We start from the raw sequence: 13879 nt of genomic DNA, 5'->3' as shown, positions 1-13879 counted from the left end.
ACCCGCGTGAACCAGTTTGTCTTTGCAGGCCCTAAGCGGGCATTCAGTCGGTCGTACGCTCGCACGGGCCCAGCTGGTCGATCACGAAGGCGTAATCGCGCGCCGCAAGGTCGCGAGCACGCTGGTCCTGGGCGAGGTTTGCCGTGCCCGGCAGGTCCCGCGGCAAGGCGCAGGCTAGACGATACCACTCCAGCGTTCCGGCTTGCGGCGGGCGCGCGGCCTGGTCGACGATTTCGGTCCACGACACGCCCCAGCGCGGAGCCTGGCCGGGGCGGCGAACCACGGTCACGGACACCGGCCCGTCTTCTTCCGTATCAAGGAACAGCTGGGTTTCCGATTCGCCCACGAGCGTTCCTTCGACAGCAAGGGCATCGGAAACGCGGGTGATTTTCGGCGGGGCTTGCGGAGATACGAGATCTGCAAGGATCGGCCGCAGCCGGTTTTCCAATTCGGGTGAATAGAGCAATTGCGCATCGGTGCCGACGAGCTGGATCTCCCCCGGACGGCCGGCCACCGGCCTAGCGAACAGGATGACCTCCTGCTTCTTGAGCTTGGGAACCTTGCCTTTCGCATCGAGCGGGACATCGACCAGATACTTCAGTTCTTCGCCCACCGGCACGGTCCCGGCGATCAGCGAGCCGGTACGCGCCTCGACATAGAGACGCGCAAATCCGGGTGCGAGTCCCGGTGCGCGCTCGGGTGAAACCTGCGCCTGCTTGCGGATTTCAGCCCTGATGACGAGCGGCGTTCCATCGGAAAGCTGGACCAGGTCGGCATAGGTCATGCGCGGCGCGTTGTCCTGCGAAGCAGCCGGGACGGCAAGCGCCACTGCCGCCGAAATCGCGAAGAAAGTCTTTGAAAACATGGGCGCAATAAGCCTTCTCGAATGCTGGGACCATTAAGGTTTCGCCGTCTCGTAGGTCAACCGATCCAACGCTGCCAAGGTTCCTCTCATCGTAGCCGTGAATTGCCCCTTAACCGGAAAAGGGTTTGCCCCTGTAAAGCATCGCAGCTAAGGGATGGGCCTGAGCCGGGCGAATGATACAATATTGCCTGAAACGACCGTTTTCGGGAGTTTTCGGGAACAGCCCCTGGTTCGCAGCGCTCTATCCCCTAGGGGATATTGCTTGCATAGTATGGAATTCGGCGTCGGGATTGCGGTCAGAAATACCTCCCCCCACGGCGCCAAAACGGCCCGGTGCGAATCGGGCAGACACGATGGAGTGATGCAACCGAATGGCTTATGCTGACCAAGAGATGAGTGGCAATCGCATCGTTGCGATCATCATCGTTGCCCTCATCCACATAGGACTCGGTTACGCCCTGATTACCGGACTTGCCCTCGATGTGGCTAAGTCGGTCGTCGAACGCGTGACCACAATCGACGTGGAAGAGCCGCCGCCGCCGGAGCCTGAGGACGAACCTCCGCCCCCGCCGGAAGATATCCCGGAGACGGCACCCCCGCCGCCCGTGGCACCACCGCCGCCGATCAATATCGCTCCGGCTCCGCCGCCCATCCGCACCCAGACGACGATCCCGCCGCCGGCACCGCCCGCCGTCCGGATTCCGCCGCCCGCTCCGCCCGCTCCGCCGGCACCGCCCCCCGCGCCTTCCAAGGCTCGTGGTGCAAGCCCCAAGGGCCAGAGCAGCTGGGCAAGCCGGATTCAGCGTAACTATCCTCGCCGCGCAGAACGCGACGGTGTCGAAGGTAACGTTGGTGTGAGCGTGACTGTTGGCACCGATGGCCGCGTGGCTGGCTGTACAGTTACAAGTTCCAGTGGTTCGAGCGACCTGGATACCGCAGCGTGCGATGGCATGACCCGCTATGCGCGTTTCGATCCGGCTCTCAATACGGCGGGCGATCCGATTACGGATACCTACCGGACCACGATCGTATACCGTCTCAACTAAGCTTTTCCCGCCATTGAGGCGGAACGTAATTTTCGAGAGGACTACTCGCTATGACCTTTGAACTTCTTGCTGCTGCCGCCGATGCAGCTCCGCAGACCTCCTTCGGTTTCTGGGAAGCAATGGAACAGGGCGGCTTCGTCGCCTGGTTCATTCTCTCCGTCATGATCATCATGTCGGTCGGTTCGTTCTACATTCTCTTCACCAAGCTGTTCGAACAGCAGAAGGTGATGAACCAGTACAAGGGTGTGAAGAACACCTTCTGGCGCTCCAATTCGCTCGACGAAGGCGCCAAGAAGCTCGACAAGAACAGCGCATGGCGCCAGCTGGTCGACGATGCCGTCAAGGCACGCGACAGCCACCACAAGATGGGCGACAGCCTCGAAGCTCACGACTGGCTGCACGGTTCGCTCGATCGTTCGGAAGCAACGATCAACGCCAAGCTCGCAGGCGGCCTGCCGTTCCTCGCGACCGTCGGTGCAACCGCACCGTTCGTCGGTCTGCTCGGTACGGTTATCGGTATCTACCGCGCACTGATCAACATCGGTGCCGCCGGTTCGGCTTCGATCGACAAGGTCGCAGGCCCGGTCGGTGAAGCACTGATCATGACCGCCATCGGCCTCCTGGTCGCTGTTCCGGCCGTGTTCGCCTACAACTGGCTGCAGAGCCGTAACCGTCGCATCGCCGAACTGATGAGCGGTTTCACCACCGACCTGCTCGCCAACATCAGCTCGGACGGCAAGATCCGCCCGGCTGCAATGACGGCGACGTCGACCCAGCAGGCAGGCAAGGTAGCTGCCAAGCCCGCAACCGGCACTGCGACCGGCGCGGTCAAGAAGTAAGACGGATTGGCGGGGGCCACTGGCCTCCGCCCCTTCCGACACATTGATTTCTTTTAGCTACGGACAGGACACAAGATGGCGGTTCAGGTAGGCGGCGGCGCAGAAACGCCCATGTCGGACATCAACACCACCCCCCTCGTGGACGTGATGCTGGTGCTTCTGATCATCTTCCTCATCGCGGTCCCGGTCGCGATCCAGACGATCGAGAAGCTCGAGATCCCGATCTTCGAGTCCCTGGAATCCAAGGACAAGGTCGAGAACCTTCTCCTCACGGTCAGCACCACCGATGCATCGGGCCGGAGTGCTGGCGAGCCAGGTTTCGAGGGCGCATCGCGCAACGGCGAATGCCGGGTGTATTTCAACAATACGACCCCGGTTACCTCCGAAGAGCTTTACGACCAGGCGTTCGAACGTCTCGACCAGATCGTCCAGCGCTACGGTGGTCCCGAAGCGATCATGGAAGACCCCGAAGCAATTCCGCAGGTCCACATCCGCGGTGACGTGAATGCACCGTGGTCGTGCGTCGCGGGGGCGATCTACAACGTGCAGGCGGCCGGTTATCCGACTGTCGGCTTCATCTCGAACCCGGTCGACCCGAACGGCTGATCGGCTTCGAGCCAGAATTTCTAGGGAGATACCCTCATGGCAATGTCAGGCGGCAAGGATGATGGCGCCCCGATGATGGAAATGAACATGACGCCGTTGATCGACGTCCTGCTCGTTCTCCTCATCATGTTCATCATCACCATCCCGGTGGCGACCCACTCGGTCGATATCGACCTTCCGCAACCGAACCCGAATCCGCCCCCCGTCACGGTGGAGCCGGACAAGAACAAGCTGGTCATCACACCGACGGATGAGCTGCTCTGGAACGGCGAAGTCATCCAGGAAGGCGATCTCGTCAACCTGCTGGCCCAGTCGCTGACGATCAATCCGGAACCCGAACTGCAGTTCGAGCCGGAAGCACAGGCAAGCTACGAAGCTTCGGCCCGCGTGCTCCAGATCATCAAGTCGAGCGGCGTGACCAAGTTCGGCTTCGTCGGAAATGAACGCTATCGCAGCTTCGGCAAGTAAACGCCGAGCCAGATTTAAGGAAAGGGGCGGAGCGATCCGCCCCTTTTTTTTTGTGCCTGCAATCCCCGCCGCCCACCTTCCCTCCCGTATTGCGCATTCCATTTGGTATGTTATGCTATTACATATATAGAGGGAGAGTGAGATGCCGTATCCCGCCACCACGAGACAGAATGTCGGCCGCCCGATGAGCGATCTGAACATCACTCCGTTGATCGACGTGATGCTGGTCCTGCTGATCATGTTTATCCTCGCCATCCCGATCGCCACGCACGCGCTGCAAGTCCCTTTGCCAAGCGGAAGTCCGTCCAACCCGATCGAAGAAACGAATGTCGTCCATATCGATGCATCCGATCGCCTGTTCTGGAACGGCGCGGAGATGGACCGGCAAGGCCTGCTCAACCAGCTGGCTGGCGTCGCTGCGATGGACAGCCAGCCGGTCGTCCGCTTCGACCCCGATGGCCGGGCGAGCTATGCCACCTCGGCCCGCACCATCGCTCTGATAAAGGATTCAGGGGTCGAGAATTTCGCGTTTGTCGGGAATGACCGGTATCGGAACTTCGGTCGCACACAGTAGGGCTCAGTGGGGCTCGTGAGCCTCGTCGACACGCATGGCCGCACCGGCCAGGCTCTCCGCCTCGAGCAGCAACTCGTCATCGACCGAGCCCTGCGGCGTCGCTTCACGCCCGATCATGACCATGACCGGTACAGCGAGCGGACTGACCCGGTCGAGTTCGACATGGACCAGCTCCTCCGCCGCCCGATCGAGCAGGCTGCCCAACCGCCCCACATCGGTCATCCGCGTCCTTGCATCGGCCCATGCCGCTTCGAGGAGGACGTGGTCGGGTTCGTACTTGCGGAGCACATCGTAAATCAGGTCGGTCGAAAACGTGACCTGCTTGCCCGTCTTTCGCTTGCCGGGATGCTGCCTCTCGACCAATCCGCCGATAACGGCCACCTCTCGGAAGGCCCGCCGCAGCAGGTGCGAATTTTGAACCCACTCGATAAATTCGTCCTGCAGGATGTCGGGTGACAGAAGCGGGGCGGGATCCTTTACCGATTTTAAGCCCCATACCGCCAGTGAATAGTCATTGGCCACGAAGCCTCCCGGCATGAGGCCGCGATCCTCCATCCGGCGGGTGATCAGCATTCCAAGGCTCTGGTTCGCGTTCCAGCCTTCGAAGGTATAATAGACGCTGTAATGGCGTTTCGCGTGTGGGAAGCTCTCGACCAATAGCTGGCCCGGTCCCGGCATCTGCGAGCGCCAGTCCTGCACCTCCAGCCATTCGCGCACGTCTTCGGGAAAACGTGCCCACCCTGCCCGGTCGACCAGCATGCTTCGCACGCGGTCAGCCAGATGTGTGGTGAGCGGCATTCGCGCCCCGCCATAGCTCGGGATCATCGCGCTCGCCTTGGCGGCCTTCACAAGCACTTCCATGTCCTGCAGCTTTACGACCTCCAGGCTCATCCCGGCAAAGGCAAATGTGTCGCCCGGGCTCAGGGAGGCTGCAAAGCGTTCCTCGATCTTGCCCAGGCTGCGTCCGCCGCGCCCGCGACCCGAATTGATCCGCACCTCCAGCATCTCGCTGTCGATGATGATCCCTGCGTTCATTCTGTGTCGCTGGGCCTGTTCGGGATGGCTCAGGCGCCAGACACCCTCATTGTCGCGCACGATACGCTTGAACTTGTCATAGGCTTCGAGCGCATAACCGCCGGTGGCTACGAAGGTCAGGACGCGCTGCCATATCTCCTCGTCGATCCAGGCGTATGAGAGGCTGGACCGGACCTGCGCCAACAGCTCACCTTCCTCGAAAGGCGCGGCACAGGCACAAGCCATCACGTGCTGGGCGAGCACATCGAGGCCTCCGGGACGGAAATCCTCTCCGTCGCGCCGCCCTTCGTCGACCGCTTCCTTGGCCGCGGTGGCCTCCAGGAATTCAAAGCGGTTGCCCGGGACCAGCAGCGCCCGGCTCGGCTGGTCGAGCCGGTGGTTCGCACGCCCGATGCGCTGCAGCAAGCGGCTCGATCCCTTCGGAGCGCCCATCTGGACGACCAGGTCGATATCGCCCCAGTCGACGCCGAGATCGAGGCTAGCCGTCGCGACGAGCGCGCGCAGTTCGCCGCGCGCCATTGCACCCTCCACCTTGCGCCGCGCCTCTTTGCTCAGAGAACCGTGATGGATGCCGATCGGCAGGTTCTCATCGTTCACATCCCACAGGTGCTGGAAGATGTATTCGGCAAGGAACCGCGTGTTCGTAAATACCAGCGTCGTACGGTTCTTGCTGATGCGCTCGTAAAGCTGGGGAATGGCCCACGTCGCCGCATGCCCGCCCCACGGCACCCGCTCCTCGTCCGGAAGCAGTATCTCGACCTCGGACGGCGCGCCCTGCTCGCCCTCGACCAGCTCGACCGTGTCGAGATCGCCCCACGGGGCGAGCCACTCGAGGAAAGCCTCGGGACTGGCAACCGTCGCCGACAATGCCGCGCGCCGCATGTCCTGAGCAATTGCTTGCAGGCGCGAAAGGGCAAGCGCGAGGAGATCGCCCCGCTTGCCGGTGGCGAAGGCATGCACCTCGTCGATAACTATCCGCTTGAGGCCCGAGAACAGCTCGAAGCTGTCAGGGAAAGAAAGCAGGAGCGACAGGCTCTCAGGCGTCGTCAGCAGGACATGCGGCGGTTTCTGTCGCTGGCGGCGCTTGCGATCCGACGGCGTATCGCCGCTGCGCGTTTCCACCGTGATCGGCAGTCCCATCTCCTCGATCGGCGTGAGGAGGTTGCGTTGCACGTCATGTGCGAGCGCCTTCAGCGGCGAGACGTAAAGCGTATGCAGGCCATCGGGGGGGGCCTTCCCGTCAAGTCGCTCTTCGGTGAAGTCGGCAAGCGTCGGCAGAAAACCCGCAAGCGTCTTGCCCGCGCCCGTGTCGGCGACCAGCAAGGCGTGGCGCGAGGCATCGCTTGCCTCGAGCATCTGGCGCTGGTGCCGGCGGATGCGCCAACCGCGACCGGCAAACCAGTCGTTGATCTGGGAAGGAACCGCCTGCTCGCTCACCTAATCACAGCGCACCGAAAGGGGCGACGTTCCCAGCCTCAATGGTTCAGAACGGCGTGTCCTGGGCAGCGGTTTCGACCGCGACCTCCATTCCGAAGACCAGATCTTCTTCGCTCAGCCCGGTCAGCTCCTGCAGCCGCGCCTTCTCTTGCGCGGAGAGCGCCGAATAGGTCCGGCGTTCGGGCAGGTCGGCCATCGCTGCCTTCATCTTCTCTTCCATCGTGGCGAACTGTTCCATCATCACGGGCATGCTGCTCATGGCCGCGCTCATGATGCGGGGGTCGTTCGCCAATTCGAACGATTTCGCCGCGAAGGTCGAGCCCGATGGCGTTGCGAAAAAGGCGTTGAGATCGTTGAGTTCGGTGGCGGTGAAGGCGACGGCATAGGCCTCGCTCATACCCTTGCGCATGGCGGGTTCCATCGCTGCCATGACCTCACCCATCGCATCCTTGACGAATGCCATTTCGCGGCGCTGGCGCTCCTGCCAGTTGGGATCGATGATCGAGGCGATTTCCTTGACCTGTTCCTCGGTCACTTCAAGCTCGGATTCGTCGTAACCGATCGTATCCGCAAGGCTCGGCCCGGCTTGCGCCGCAAGATCCATGAACGGGCCCAGTATACCGCCGAAAGTGGAATCGATGACTTTCTGCATCGAACCTTCGGGCATCATCTTGTCGATGACCTGCCGGGCCAGGGGAAGGCGTCCCTCCTCCTCCGCAGAGAGTGGTTCGACGGCGAATGCCTGCATCATCGCAGCCATGACCTCGGCGTCTTCGGTTCCAGTATCCTCGTCCTGCGCCCATAGGGGCTGGGCCGACAGGGCCAGCGGCGCGCCGAGCGCCAGGATCCACTTTTTCACGATAATACCCTCCATCCGGAAAATCAGTGTCCGACGCTCTCGCCGCGCTCGAGGCCGGACAGGCGCAGCTGTTCGTCGATCTGGTCCATCAGTCGCGCGAGACCTTCCTGCGTATCGCTCTCGGCCCGCGCAACCAGCACGTCCTGCGTGTTCGAAGCGCGCAGCAACCACCAGCCGTCCTCGGTATTGACGCGCACGCCATCGGTGCCGTTCACTTGCGCATCGCTGTTCGCAAGGCGGTCCTTCACTTCCTCGATCGCTGCGAACTTGCGGCTTTCGTCCACCTGGAAGCGCATTTCCGGCGTGTTGATCATATCGGGCATCGCGCCGCGCAGATCGGTCACCGACTTGCCCAGGCGCGCCGATGCCGCCAGCAGGCGCACACCTGCATAAAGCGCATCGTCGAAACCGTAATATTCGTCGGCGAAGAAGACGTGGCCGCTCATTTCGCCGGCCAGCGGCGAGCCAGTTTCCTTCATTTTGGACTTAATCAGCGAGTGGCCGGTCTTCCACATCAGCGGTTCGCCGCCGCACTTCTCGACATGGTCGAATAGCGCGCGGCTGGCCTTCACATCGGCGATAATCGTCGCTCCGGACATGGTCGTCAGAAGGTCTTCGGCATAGATCATCAGCAGTTGGTCGCCCCAGATGACGCGCCCTTCGCCGTCGATCGCCCCGATCCGGTCCCCGTCGCCATCGAAAGCCACTCCGAAATCGAGGGACTTTGCGGAGACGAGCTTTTTCAAATCTGCAAGGTTTTCCTCGACAGTAGGGTCGGGATGATGATTGGGAAATTCGCCGTCGACTTCGGTATAGAGAAGATGATGCTCCCCGGGCAGCCGGGCGACCAGCTTTTCAAGAGCGGGTCCGGCAGACCCGTTCCCGGCATCCCAACCGACGCGAATACCCTCCAGCGCCTCGGCATCGATCCCGTCGAGTGCGGTAATCATGCGCGAGACGTATTCGTCGACGATATCGCGATCCTCGACCGTGCCCGTACCGTCGCTCCATTCGCCCGCAGCCGAACGCCTGCCAAGCTCCTGGATGTCCCCGCCGAAAAACGGACGGCCCTGAAAGACCATCTTGAAGCCGTTGTAATTGGGGGGATTGTGGCTGCCGGTTATCTGAATGCCGCCGTCGATATCGCGGTCGCTTGCTTCGGCATAATATAGCATCGGCGTCGGGCCGAGGCCTACGCGAACCGCATCGCAGCCTGCTGCGTTCAAGCCTTCGACCAGGGCGTGTTCGAGCATCGGGGAGCTAACTCGTCCATCGTAGCCGACGGCAACCCGCTCGCCCCCGGCTTCGCGCAGCATGGACCCGAATGTACGGCCGATCGCGCGCGCATCGTCCGCGCCCAGCGTTTCGCCGATGATGCCGCGAATATCGTATTCGCGCAGGATTGTGGGGTCGAAAGTATGGCTCATCGGGGAGGCTCCGGAGATTCGTAAGGGAGTTCGTTGATCAGCAGGTCGCGTGCGGCGTTCAGTTCCTGCATCTGCGCCTTGTCGCCACCCTTGTCGGGGTGGAGCATGCTGGCCATCCGGCGATGCGCTTCGCGAATCTCGCGGTGATCCGCGCGCGCCGAAACATTGAGCAGCTTGCGCGCCTTGAACAGCGCTTGCTCGCGCGTCGGTGTAGCGCGCAAGTAGTCCCATGGCCACTTGCCGAGCGCCCAACGACACAGGACGGAAATCAGCGCGGCAATAATCAGGAAACGGGTCATTCGGCCGCCTCATCGATCGGTGGAAACGCGGTTCCCGGCAATCGCAGCGCCGCGACGAGACCGCGCAGCTCCTGCCGGGCGACCAGGTGGCTGGTGCCCAGCTCACCCAGATGCCCCTTGTCGAGGAGGGTGAGGCCGGACGGGAACAGTTCGCGGTAGATCACGCGCTCCGACAGGCCTTTCGCAGTGCGAAAACCGACGCGCTTGGACATTTCCGCCAGCGCCTGTTCGATGCGAGCCATGTTGCGCGCCTCGGTGTGGCCCGTGCGGTTGCGCACGACGACCCAGTCCATTTGTGCACGCTGCTGGTCGATCTGCTGGCGGCCGCGCTTGATCCGCGCCTCCCAGATGAGTTCAGCGTAGAAAGAGAGCTTCTTGACCTTGAATGTCTCTCCCTCGACCTGGCCGATGAGGTCGAAATCGACGAAGCTGTCGTTCATCGGGGTCACAAGCGTGTCAGCCTGGGTCGCCGCGAACCGGGCGAGCGGATCGTCGCGGCCGGGCGTGTCGACGATGATGAAATCGGCTCCGGCGCTGTGCTCCTCAACGAAGGCGGCGAACTCCTCCGGTGCCAGATCCTCGATCGTGTGGCAGCGCACTGTAGGAAGCTCGATATTCCGGCGCTCGGCGGTGTCGGCCCGGTTCTCGAAATAGCGGCACATGGTGCGCTGGCGATGGTCGAGATCGAATGCGACCACATCGGCGCCGCGATAGGCCAGCGCGACGGCCACGTGAACGGCCGTGGTCGACTTTCCGGTGCCGCCTTTTTCATTGGCGAAGGTAATCCAGTGGGGTGCGGTCTGGGACACGGTAAGTAAAGATACTCGCAAATTGTTGCTGCAAGCCCGCGCTCGGCGCTAGGGCGTCTGAATTGATCCTTATCCAAGGGGATAGACTGGTGCAAACGGCCCGTGAACTGGAAGTGTTGAGGAAGGCGGTCGACGCGCTGCGAGGCGATGGCGCGACCATTGCGCTGGTGCCGACGATGGGTGCCCTGCACGAGGGACATCTGACCCTGATGCGCGAAGCCAGGCGCACTGCGGATCACGTCGTCGCCTCGATCTTCGTCAACCCGCGCCAGTTCGGAGAGGGCGAGGACTTCGACGCCTATCCCCGCCAGCTTGCGCGCGATTCCGAACTGCTCGAAAAAGAAGGCGTCGCGCTGCTGTGGGCGCCGCAGCCGCAGGAAGTCTACCCGCAAGGCTATGCGACCAATATCTCGGTGGCGGGCGTCAGCGAAGGGCTGTGCGGCGGAGACCGGCCCGGCCATTTCGACGGCGTCGCCACCGTCGTCTGCAAGCTGTTCAACCAGGTCAGGCCGGACATAGCCTTCTTCGGCGAGAAGGACTGGCAACAACTTGCCGTCATCCGCCGGATGGCGCGCGACCTCGACCTGACCCAGCCCCATGTCGATGCGATCAGGGGCGTGCCGATCGTGCGTGAAAAGGACGGGCTCGCGATGAGCAGCCGTAACGCGTATCTTTCCCGCGAGCAGCGCGAACAGGCAGGCGCCCTTCCCCGCGCGATGCGCGATGCAATCGCCGTTTTGTCCGAAGGCGGAGAAGCAGAGCGGCCACTCGGCAATCTTCGCGAAGTGCTCCAGGTCAGCGGGTTCGACAGCGTCGATTATGCCGAGTTGCGCGATGCAGACAGCCTGGAACCCCTGGAAAAGGACAATGGCAATGCACGCCTGTTCGTGGCGGCACGCATCGGCGGCACGCGGCTGATCGACAATATGGCGGTGGAATAGACCCTACAGACGCTGGCGAGAGCGGAGGTTGGAGCGGGTAAGGGGAATCGAACCCCTCTAGCCAGCTTGGAAGGCTGGAGCATTACCACTATGCTATACCCGCCCACACCTGCTTGGGCGGGAGCGCAGATGCCACCGGGAGTGGCCCCGCGTCAACAGGTCATTCGCCGTTGGTGCTGCTTTCTTCGCCGCCCGCCTCATCGGTCTGCGTGATGGTTTCGATAAGCGTGGGTGCGCGGGCTTCATCTGCGTCGAATGCCTCGGTTTCGATCGTCACTTCGACCCGGCGATTCGCTGCGCGCCCTTCTTCGTTGGGTGAGCCGTCGGGAAGGGCATTGGGCTCCACCGGGTTCTGCTCGCCGAATGCGACGATCTCAATGCGCTCTTCCTCGACGCCGTTCTCGACGAGGAAATCGCGCACGGCCTCGGCGCGTTCGCGAGAAGCAGTCTCGTTCGCTTCGTCGCTACCGTCGCTGTCGGAATGACCGCCGAGCAGGATCCGCCCACCTGCGCCCATCTGAGGTGACTTCAGGATCGTAGCGAGCTCGGCGCGCGCGGCCTCGGTCAGTTCACTGGTTCCATCGGGAAAACCCAGCGTCGTTTCGAGCGGCGGAAGCGCGTCTGCAGCGGGGCCTCCGGCAGGCCCTTCGCCTTCTTTCTCGAAGATCGACCGCGGACCATCGCTATCCGTAGGTGCGGGTTCGGGCGCCTCCTCGCGGCCGCATGCCGACAGACCGACTGCTGCACATGTCAGGAAGGCCGCACCGGCCCAGTTGTTCCAATTCCGGTTCATGCCGGCTCTATCCCCTGTTTTCGTCCAGATTTCTTGCGCGCAGCGTTCTCTTCCGCCGTGCGCGGCTGGGGCGGAAGAAAGCTCAGGATCGTGTCGCCAGCGCGGGGTTCCGGGCGCGACGCATGAGTGAAGAAACGGATCACCCCACCCCTGCGGATCAGCAGCAGCATGTTCGCCGCATCGGGCAGCCGCTCCTGCGCGTCCTCGAAGTCGAATTCATCGGACAGCTTGGTCTTGCGAAATACCCACCCCTGACGCTGCCGCTCGGAAACATCCTCGACACCGAAACCCGATTCGAACAGCGCGCGCCCGCGTAAGCTTTCCGGAAGCGAGTGCTTGTCGTCGGACTGAGCCGCCTCGCCGAGCTGGAACACCGCGTCCCGCCCGATTTCATGGGCGAATTCGTTGCAGACGAGCGCATTGTAAGCTTCGTTCTCGGTCGCGGCCACGAGGTTCTGATAGGGCGCCAGCTCAAGATTGTGCTCCGTCGCCTCGTTCAGGATTTCGCCGTGATAGAAGGGAATTCCCTTCTGGCGGGCCAGCGCGAGACGCTGCCAGCTGGAATCGACGATCAGGACCGGAGCCTTCATCTCCTGGACCTGCTCCGCCAAAGCGATGGTCCACGGCGTGCTGCCGACGATCAGAATGCCGGGGCGGGTTGCGCCTTTCACCTTGAGCAGCTTGGCAACGAAGTCGACTGTGAAACCGTGCGCCACGATAGTCACGACGACCACGGCGAAGCTGAGGCCGATGAGCAAGTTGCCATCGGTGAAGCCGAGATCGGACAGGCGCAGTGCGAACAGGCCCGAGATGGCGACCAGCACGATCCCCCTCGGCGCGATCCAGGCGAGAAACAGGCGCTCATTCCACGGGATGTTCGTGCCGAGCAGACTGATCAGGATGGTCGCCGGGCGGACGAGGAACAGCAGGGCGAGCAGGAACAGCCCGATAGGCCAGTTGATGTAGCGAATGTCCTCGATACTGAGCGATGCCGACAGGAGAATGAAAATCCCCGACACCAGCAAGACCGCGATATTCTCCTTGAACGGGTGAATGGACCGCAGACTTGATACATTCATGTTCGCAAGGGCTACGCCCATGACCGTTACGGCTACAAGACCGGCTTCGTGTTCTATGAGATTGGATACGACGAACACGCCGACAACCGCCGTGAGTAGGACCGGAACCTTGAGATATTCCGGGACTGCACCGCGGGGGAATGACCATGCTATCGCCAGCGCGGCGACATAGCCGATAAGTCCGGCGATGATCGCGGCGATAATCAGCGGGGGGACGACCTCGAACAGCGTCGCATTCGGCTGTTCGGCCACCTTGCGGAAATACTCGTAAGCAATGACAGCGCACAGCGCCCCGGTGGGATCGTTGACGATCGCTTCCCACTTCAGGATCGAGGCGGGCCGCGACTTGATAGAGCTTTGCCTGAGCAACGGAATGACGACCGTCGGTCCTGTCACCACGAGGATGCCCCCGAACAGGATTGCTACTTCGGGAGCCAGGCCGGCGATGTAGATGCCCGCCAGCGCTCCGAGCAGCCACCCGATCGCGACCCCCACCGTCGCAAGGCGAATGACGGCACTACCGGTATGGCGCAATTCGCGGAAATCGAGGCTCAAGCCGCCTTCGAACAGGATCAGCGCGACGCCGACTGCGACCATCGGTTCGAGAAGCTCGCCGAACGCATGTTCAGGATCGAAGATTCCGAGCACGGGCCCGGCCAGGAAGCCTGCTGCGAGCATGAGAACGATTGCGGGCCACCCGGTTCGCCACGCGATCCATTGCGCACCGATGCCCAGAATCCCCACCAAAGCTATGACTAGTGTCTGTTCCATGCCCCTCGCAACGTCAGTCGACCTTCAGCAA

At 62.3% G+C, this 13879-nt stretch carries 14 protein-coding genes and 1 tRNA gene; 6 read left to right on the top strand and 9 right to left on the bottom strand.

Features of this window, described 5'->3' with window-relative positions:
* Positions 1–43 precede the first annotated feature (43 nt).
* Positions 44–865, bottom strand: coding sequence for a hypothetical protein (locus tag BM173_RS03280; protein ID WP_090477246.1), 822 nt, complete (start codon positions 863–865; stop codon positions 44–46).
* Positions 866–1257: 392 nt separating this feature from the next.
* Between BM173_RS03280 and BM173_RS03275 the strand changes: the two genes are divergently transcribed.
* From BM173_RS03275 to BM173_RS03255, 5 genes are all read left to right on the top strand, one after another.
* Positions 1258–1911, top strand: coding sequence for an energy transducer TonB (locus tag BM173_RS03275; RefSeq protein WP_224803303.1), 654 nt, complete (start codon positions 1258–1260; stop codon positions 1909–1911).
* 50 nt (positions 1912–1961) lie between these two features.
* Positions 1962–2750 carry a MotA/TolQ/ExbB proton channel family protein gene (locus BM173_RS03270; protein WP_090477242.1) on the top strand — a complete coding sequence of 263 codons (789 nt, stop codon included), beginning with the start codon at positions 1962–1964 and terminating at the stop codon, positions 2748–2750.
* 75 nt (positions 2751–2825) lie between these two features.
* A complete protein-coding gene (locus tag BM173_RS03265; protein WP_177201785.1) occupies positions 2826–3356 on the top strand; it encodes an ExbD/TolR family protein in 531 nt (176 codons plus the stop codon).
* 36 nt (positions 3357–3392) lie between these two features.
* The gene (locus tag BM173_RS03260) at positions 3393–3824 is read left to right on the top strand and encodes an ExbD/TolR family protein (protein WP_090477240.1); all 432 of its coding nucleotides are present in this window, start codon (positions 3393–3395) and stop codon (positions 3822–3824) included.
* 142 nt (positions 3825–3966) lie between these two features.
* The gene (locus BM173_RS03255; RefSeq protein WP_090477238.1) at positions 3967–4398 is read left to right on the top strand and encodes an ExbD/TolR family protein; all 432 of its coding nucleotides are present in this window, start codon (positions 3967–3969) and stop codon (positions 4396–4398) included.
* Positions 4399–4401: 3 nt separating this feature from the next.
* On the opposite strand, the gene BM173_RS03250 is transcribed toward BM173_RS03255, so the two are convergent.
* From BM173_RS03250 to BM173_RS03230, 5 genes are read right to left on the bottom strand one after another with little or no spacing between them, the layout of a single operon-like run.
* A complete protein-coding gene (locus BM173_RS03250) occupies positions 4402–6870 on the bottom strand; it encodes a ligase-associated DNA damage response DEXH box helicase (protein ID WP_090477236.1) in 2469 nt (822 codons plus the stop codon).
* 46 nt (positions 6871–6916) lie between these two features.
* Positions 6917–7729, bottom strand: coding sequence for a DUF2059 domain-containing protein (locus BM173_RS03245; RefSeq protein ID WP_143089554.1), 813 nt, complete (start codon positions 7727–7729; stop codon positions 6917–6919).
* 23 nt (positions 7730–7752) lie between these two features.
* Entirely contained in the window at positions 7753–9156 is a 1404-nt protein-coding gene (pgmG, locus tag BM173_RS03240) for a phosphoglucomutase/phosphomannomutase PgmG (protein ID WP_090477232.1), read from the bottom strand.
* Positions 9153–9455, bottom strand: a complete 303-nt coding sequence (locus tag BM173_RS03235; protein ID WP_090477230.1) for a J domain-containing protein — start codon at positions 9453–9455, stop codon at positions 9153–9155. Before BM173_RS03235 ends, pgmG begins: the two co-directional genes overlap by 4 nt.
* The gene (locus tag BM173_RS03230) at positions 9452–10264 is read right to left on the bottom strand and encodes a division plane positioning ATPase MipZ (protein ID WP_090477228.1); all 813 of its coding nucleotides are present in this window, start codon (positions 10262–10264) and stop codon (positions 9452–9454) included. Before BM173_RS03230 ends, BM173_RS03235 begins: the two co-directional genes overlap by 4 nt.
* Positions 10265–10353: 89 nt before the next feature.
* Here BM173_RS03230 and panC point away from each other — a divergent pair, with 89 nt between their 5' ends.
* Positions 10354–11205 (top strand): pantoate--beta-alanine ligase, encoded by an 852-nt coding sequence (gene panC, locus BM173_RS03225; protein WP_090477226.1) that lies wholly within the window; start codon positions 10354–10356, stop codon positions 11203–11205.
* 29 nt (positions 11206–11234) lie between these two features.
* Here panC and BM173_RS03220 read toward each other — a convergent pair.
* The 3 genes from BM173_RS03220 to BM173_RS03210 all read right to left on the bottom strand — a co-directional run bounded on the left by BM173_RS03220 (position 11235) and on the right by BM173_RS03210 (position 13848).
* Positions 11235–11308 (bottom strand) — tRNA-Gly (locus tag BM173_RS03220).
* A 57-nt stretch (positions 11309–11365) separates the two neighbouring features.
* Positions 11366–11998 carry an OmpA family protein gene (locus BM173_RS03215; RefSeq protein ID WP_090477224.1) on the bottom strand — a complete coding sequence of 211 codons (633 nt, stop codon included), beginning with the start codon at positions 11996–11998 and terminating at the stop codon, positions 11366–11368.
* The gene (locus BM173_RS03210) at positions 11995–13848 is read right to left on the bottom strand and encodes a cation:proton antiporter (protein ID WP_090477222.1); all 1854 of its coding nucleotides are present in this window, start codon (positions 13846–13848) and stop codon (positions 11995–11997) included. The genes BM173_RS03215 and BM173_RS03210 overlap by 4 nt, the downstream gene beginning before the upstream one ends.
* Positions 13849–13879: the final 31 nt, after the last annotated feature.

Source organism: Qipengyuania nanhaisediminis (assembly GCF_900115585.1).
Taxonomy (GTDB): Bacteria; Pseudomonadota; Alphaproteobacteria; order Sphingomonadales; family Sphingomonadaceae; genus Qipengyuania; species Qipengyuania nanhaisediminis.
This window is presented reverse-complemented; position numbering and strand designations above follow the sequence as displayed.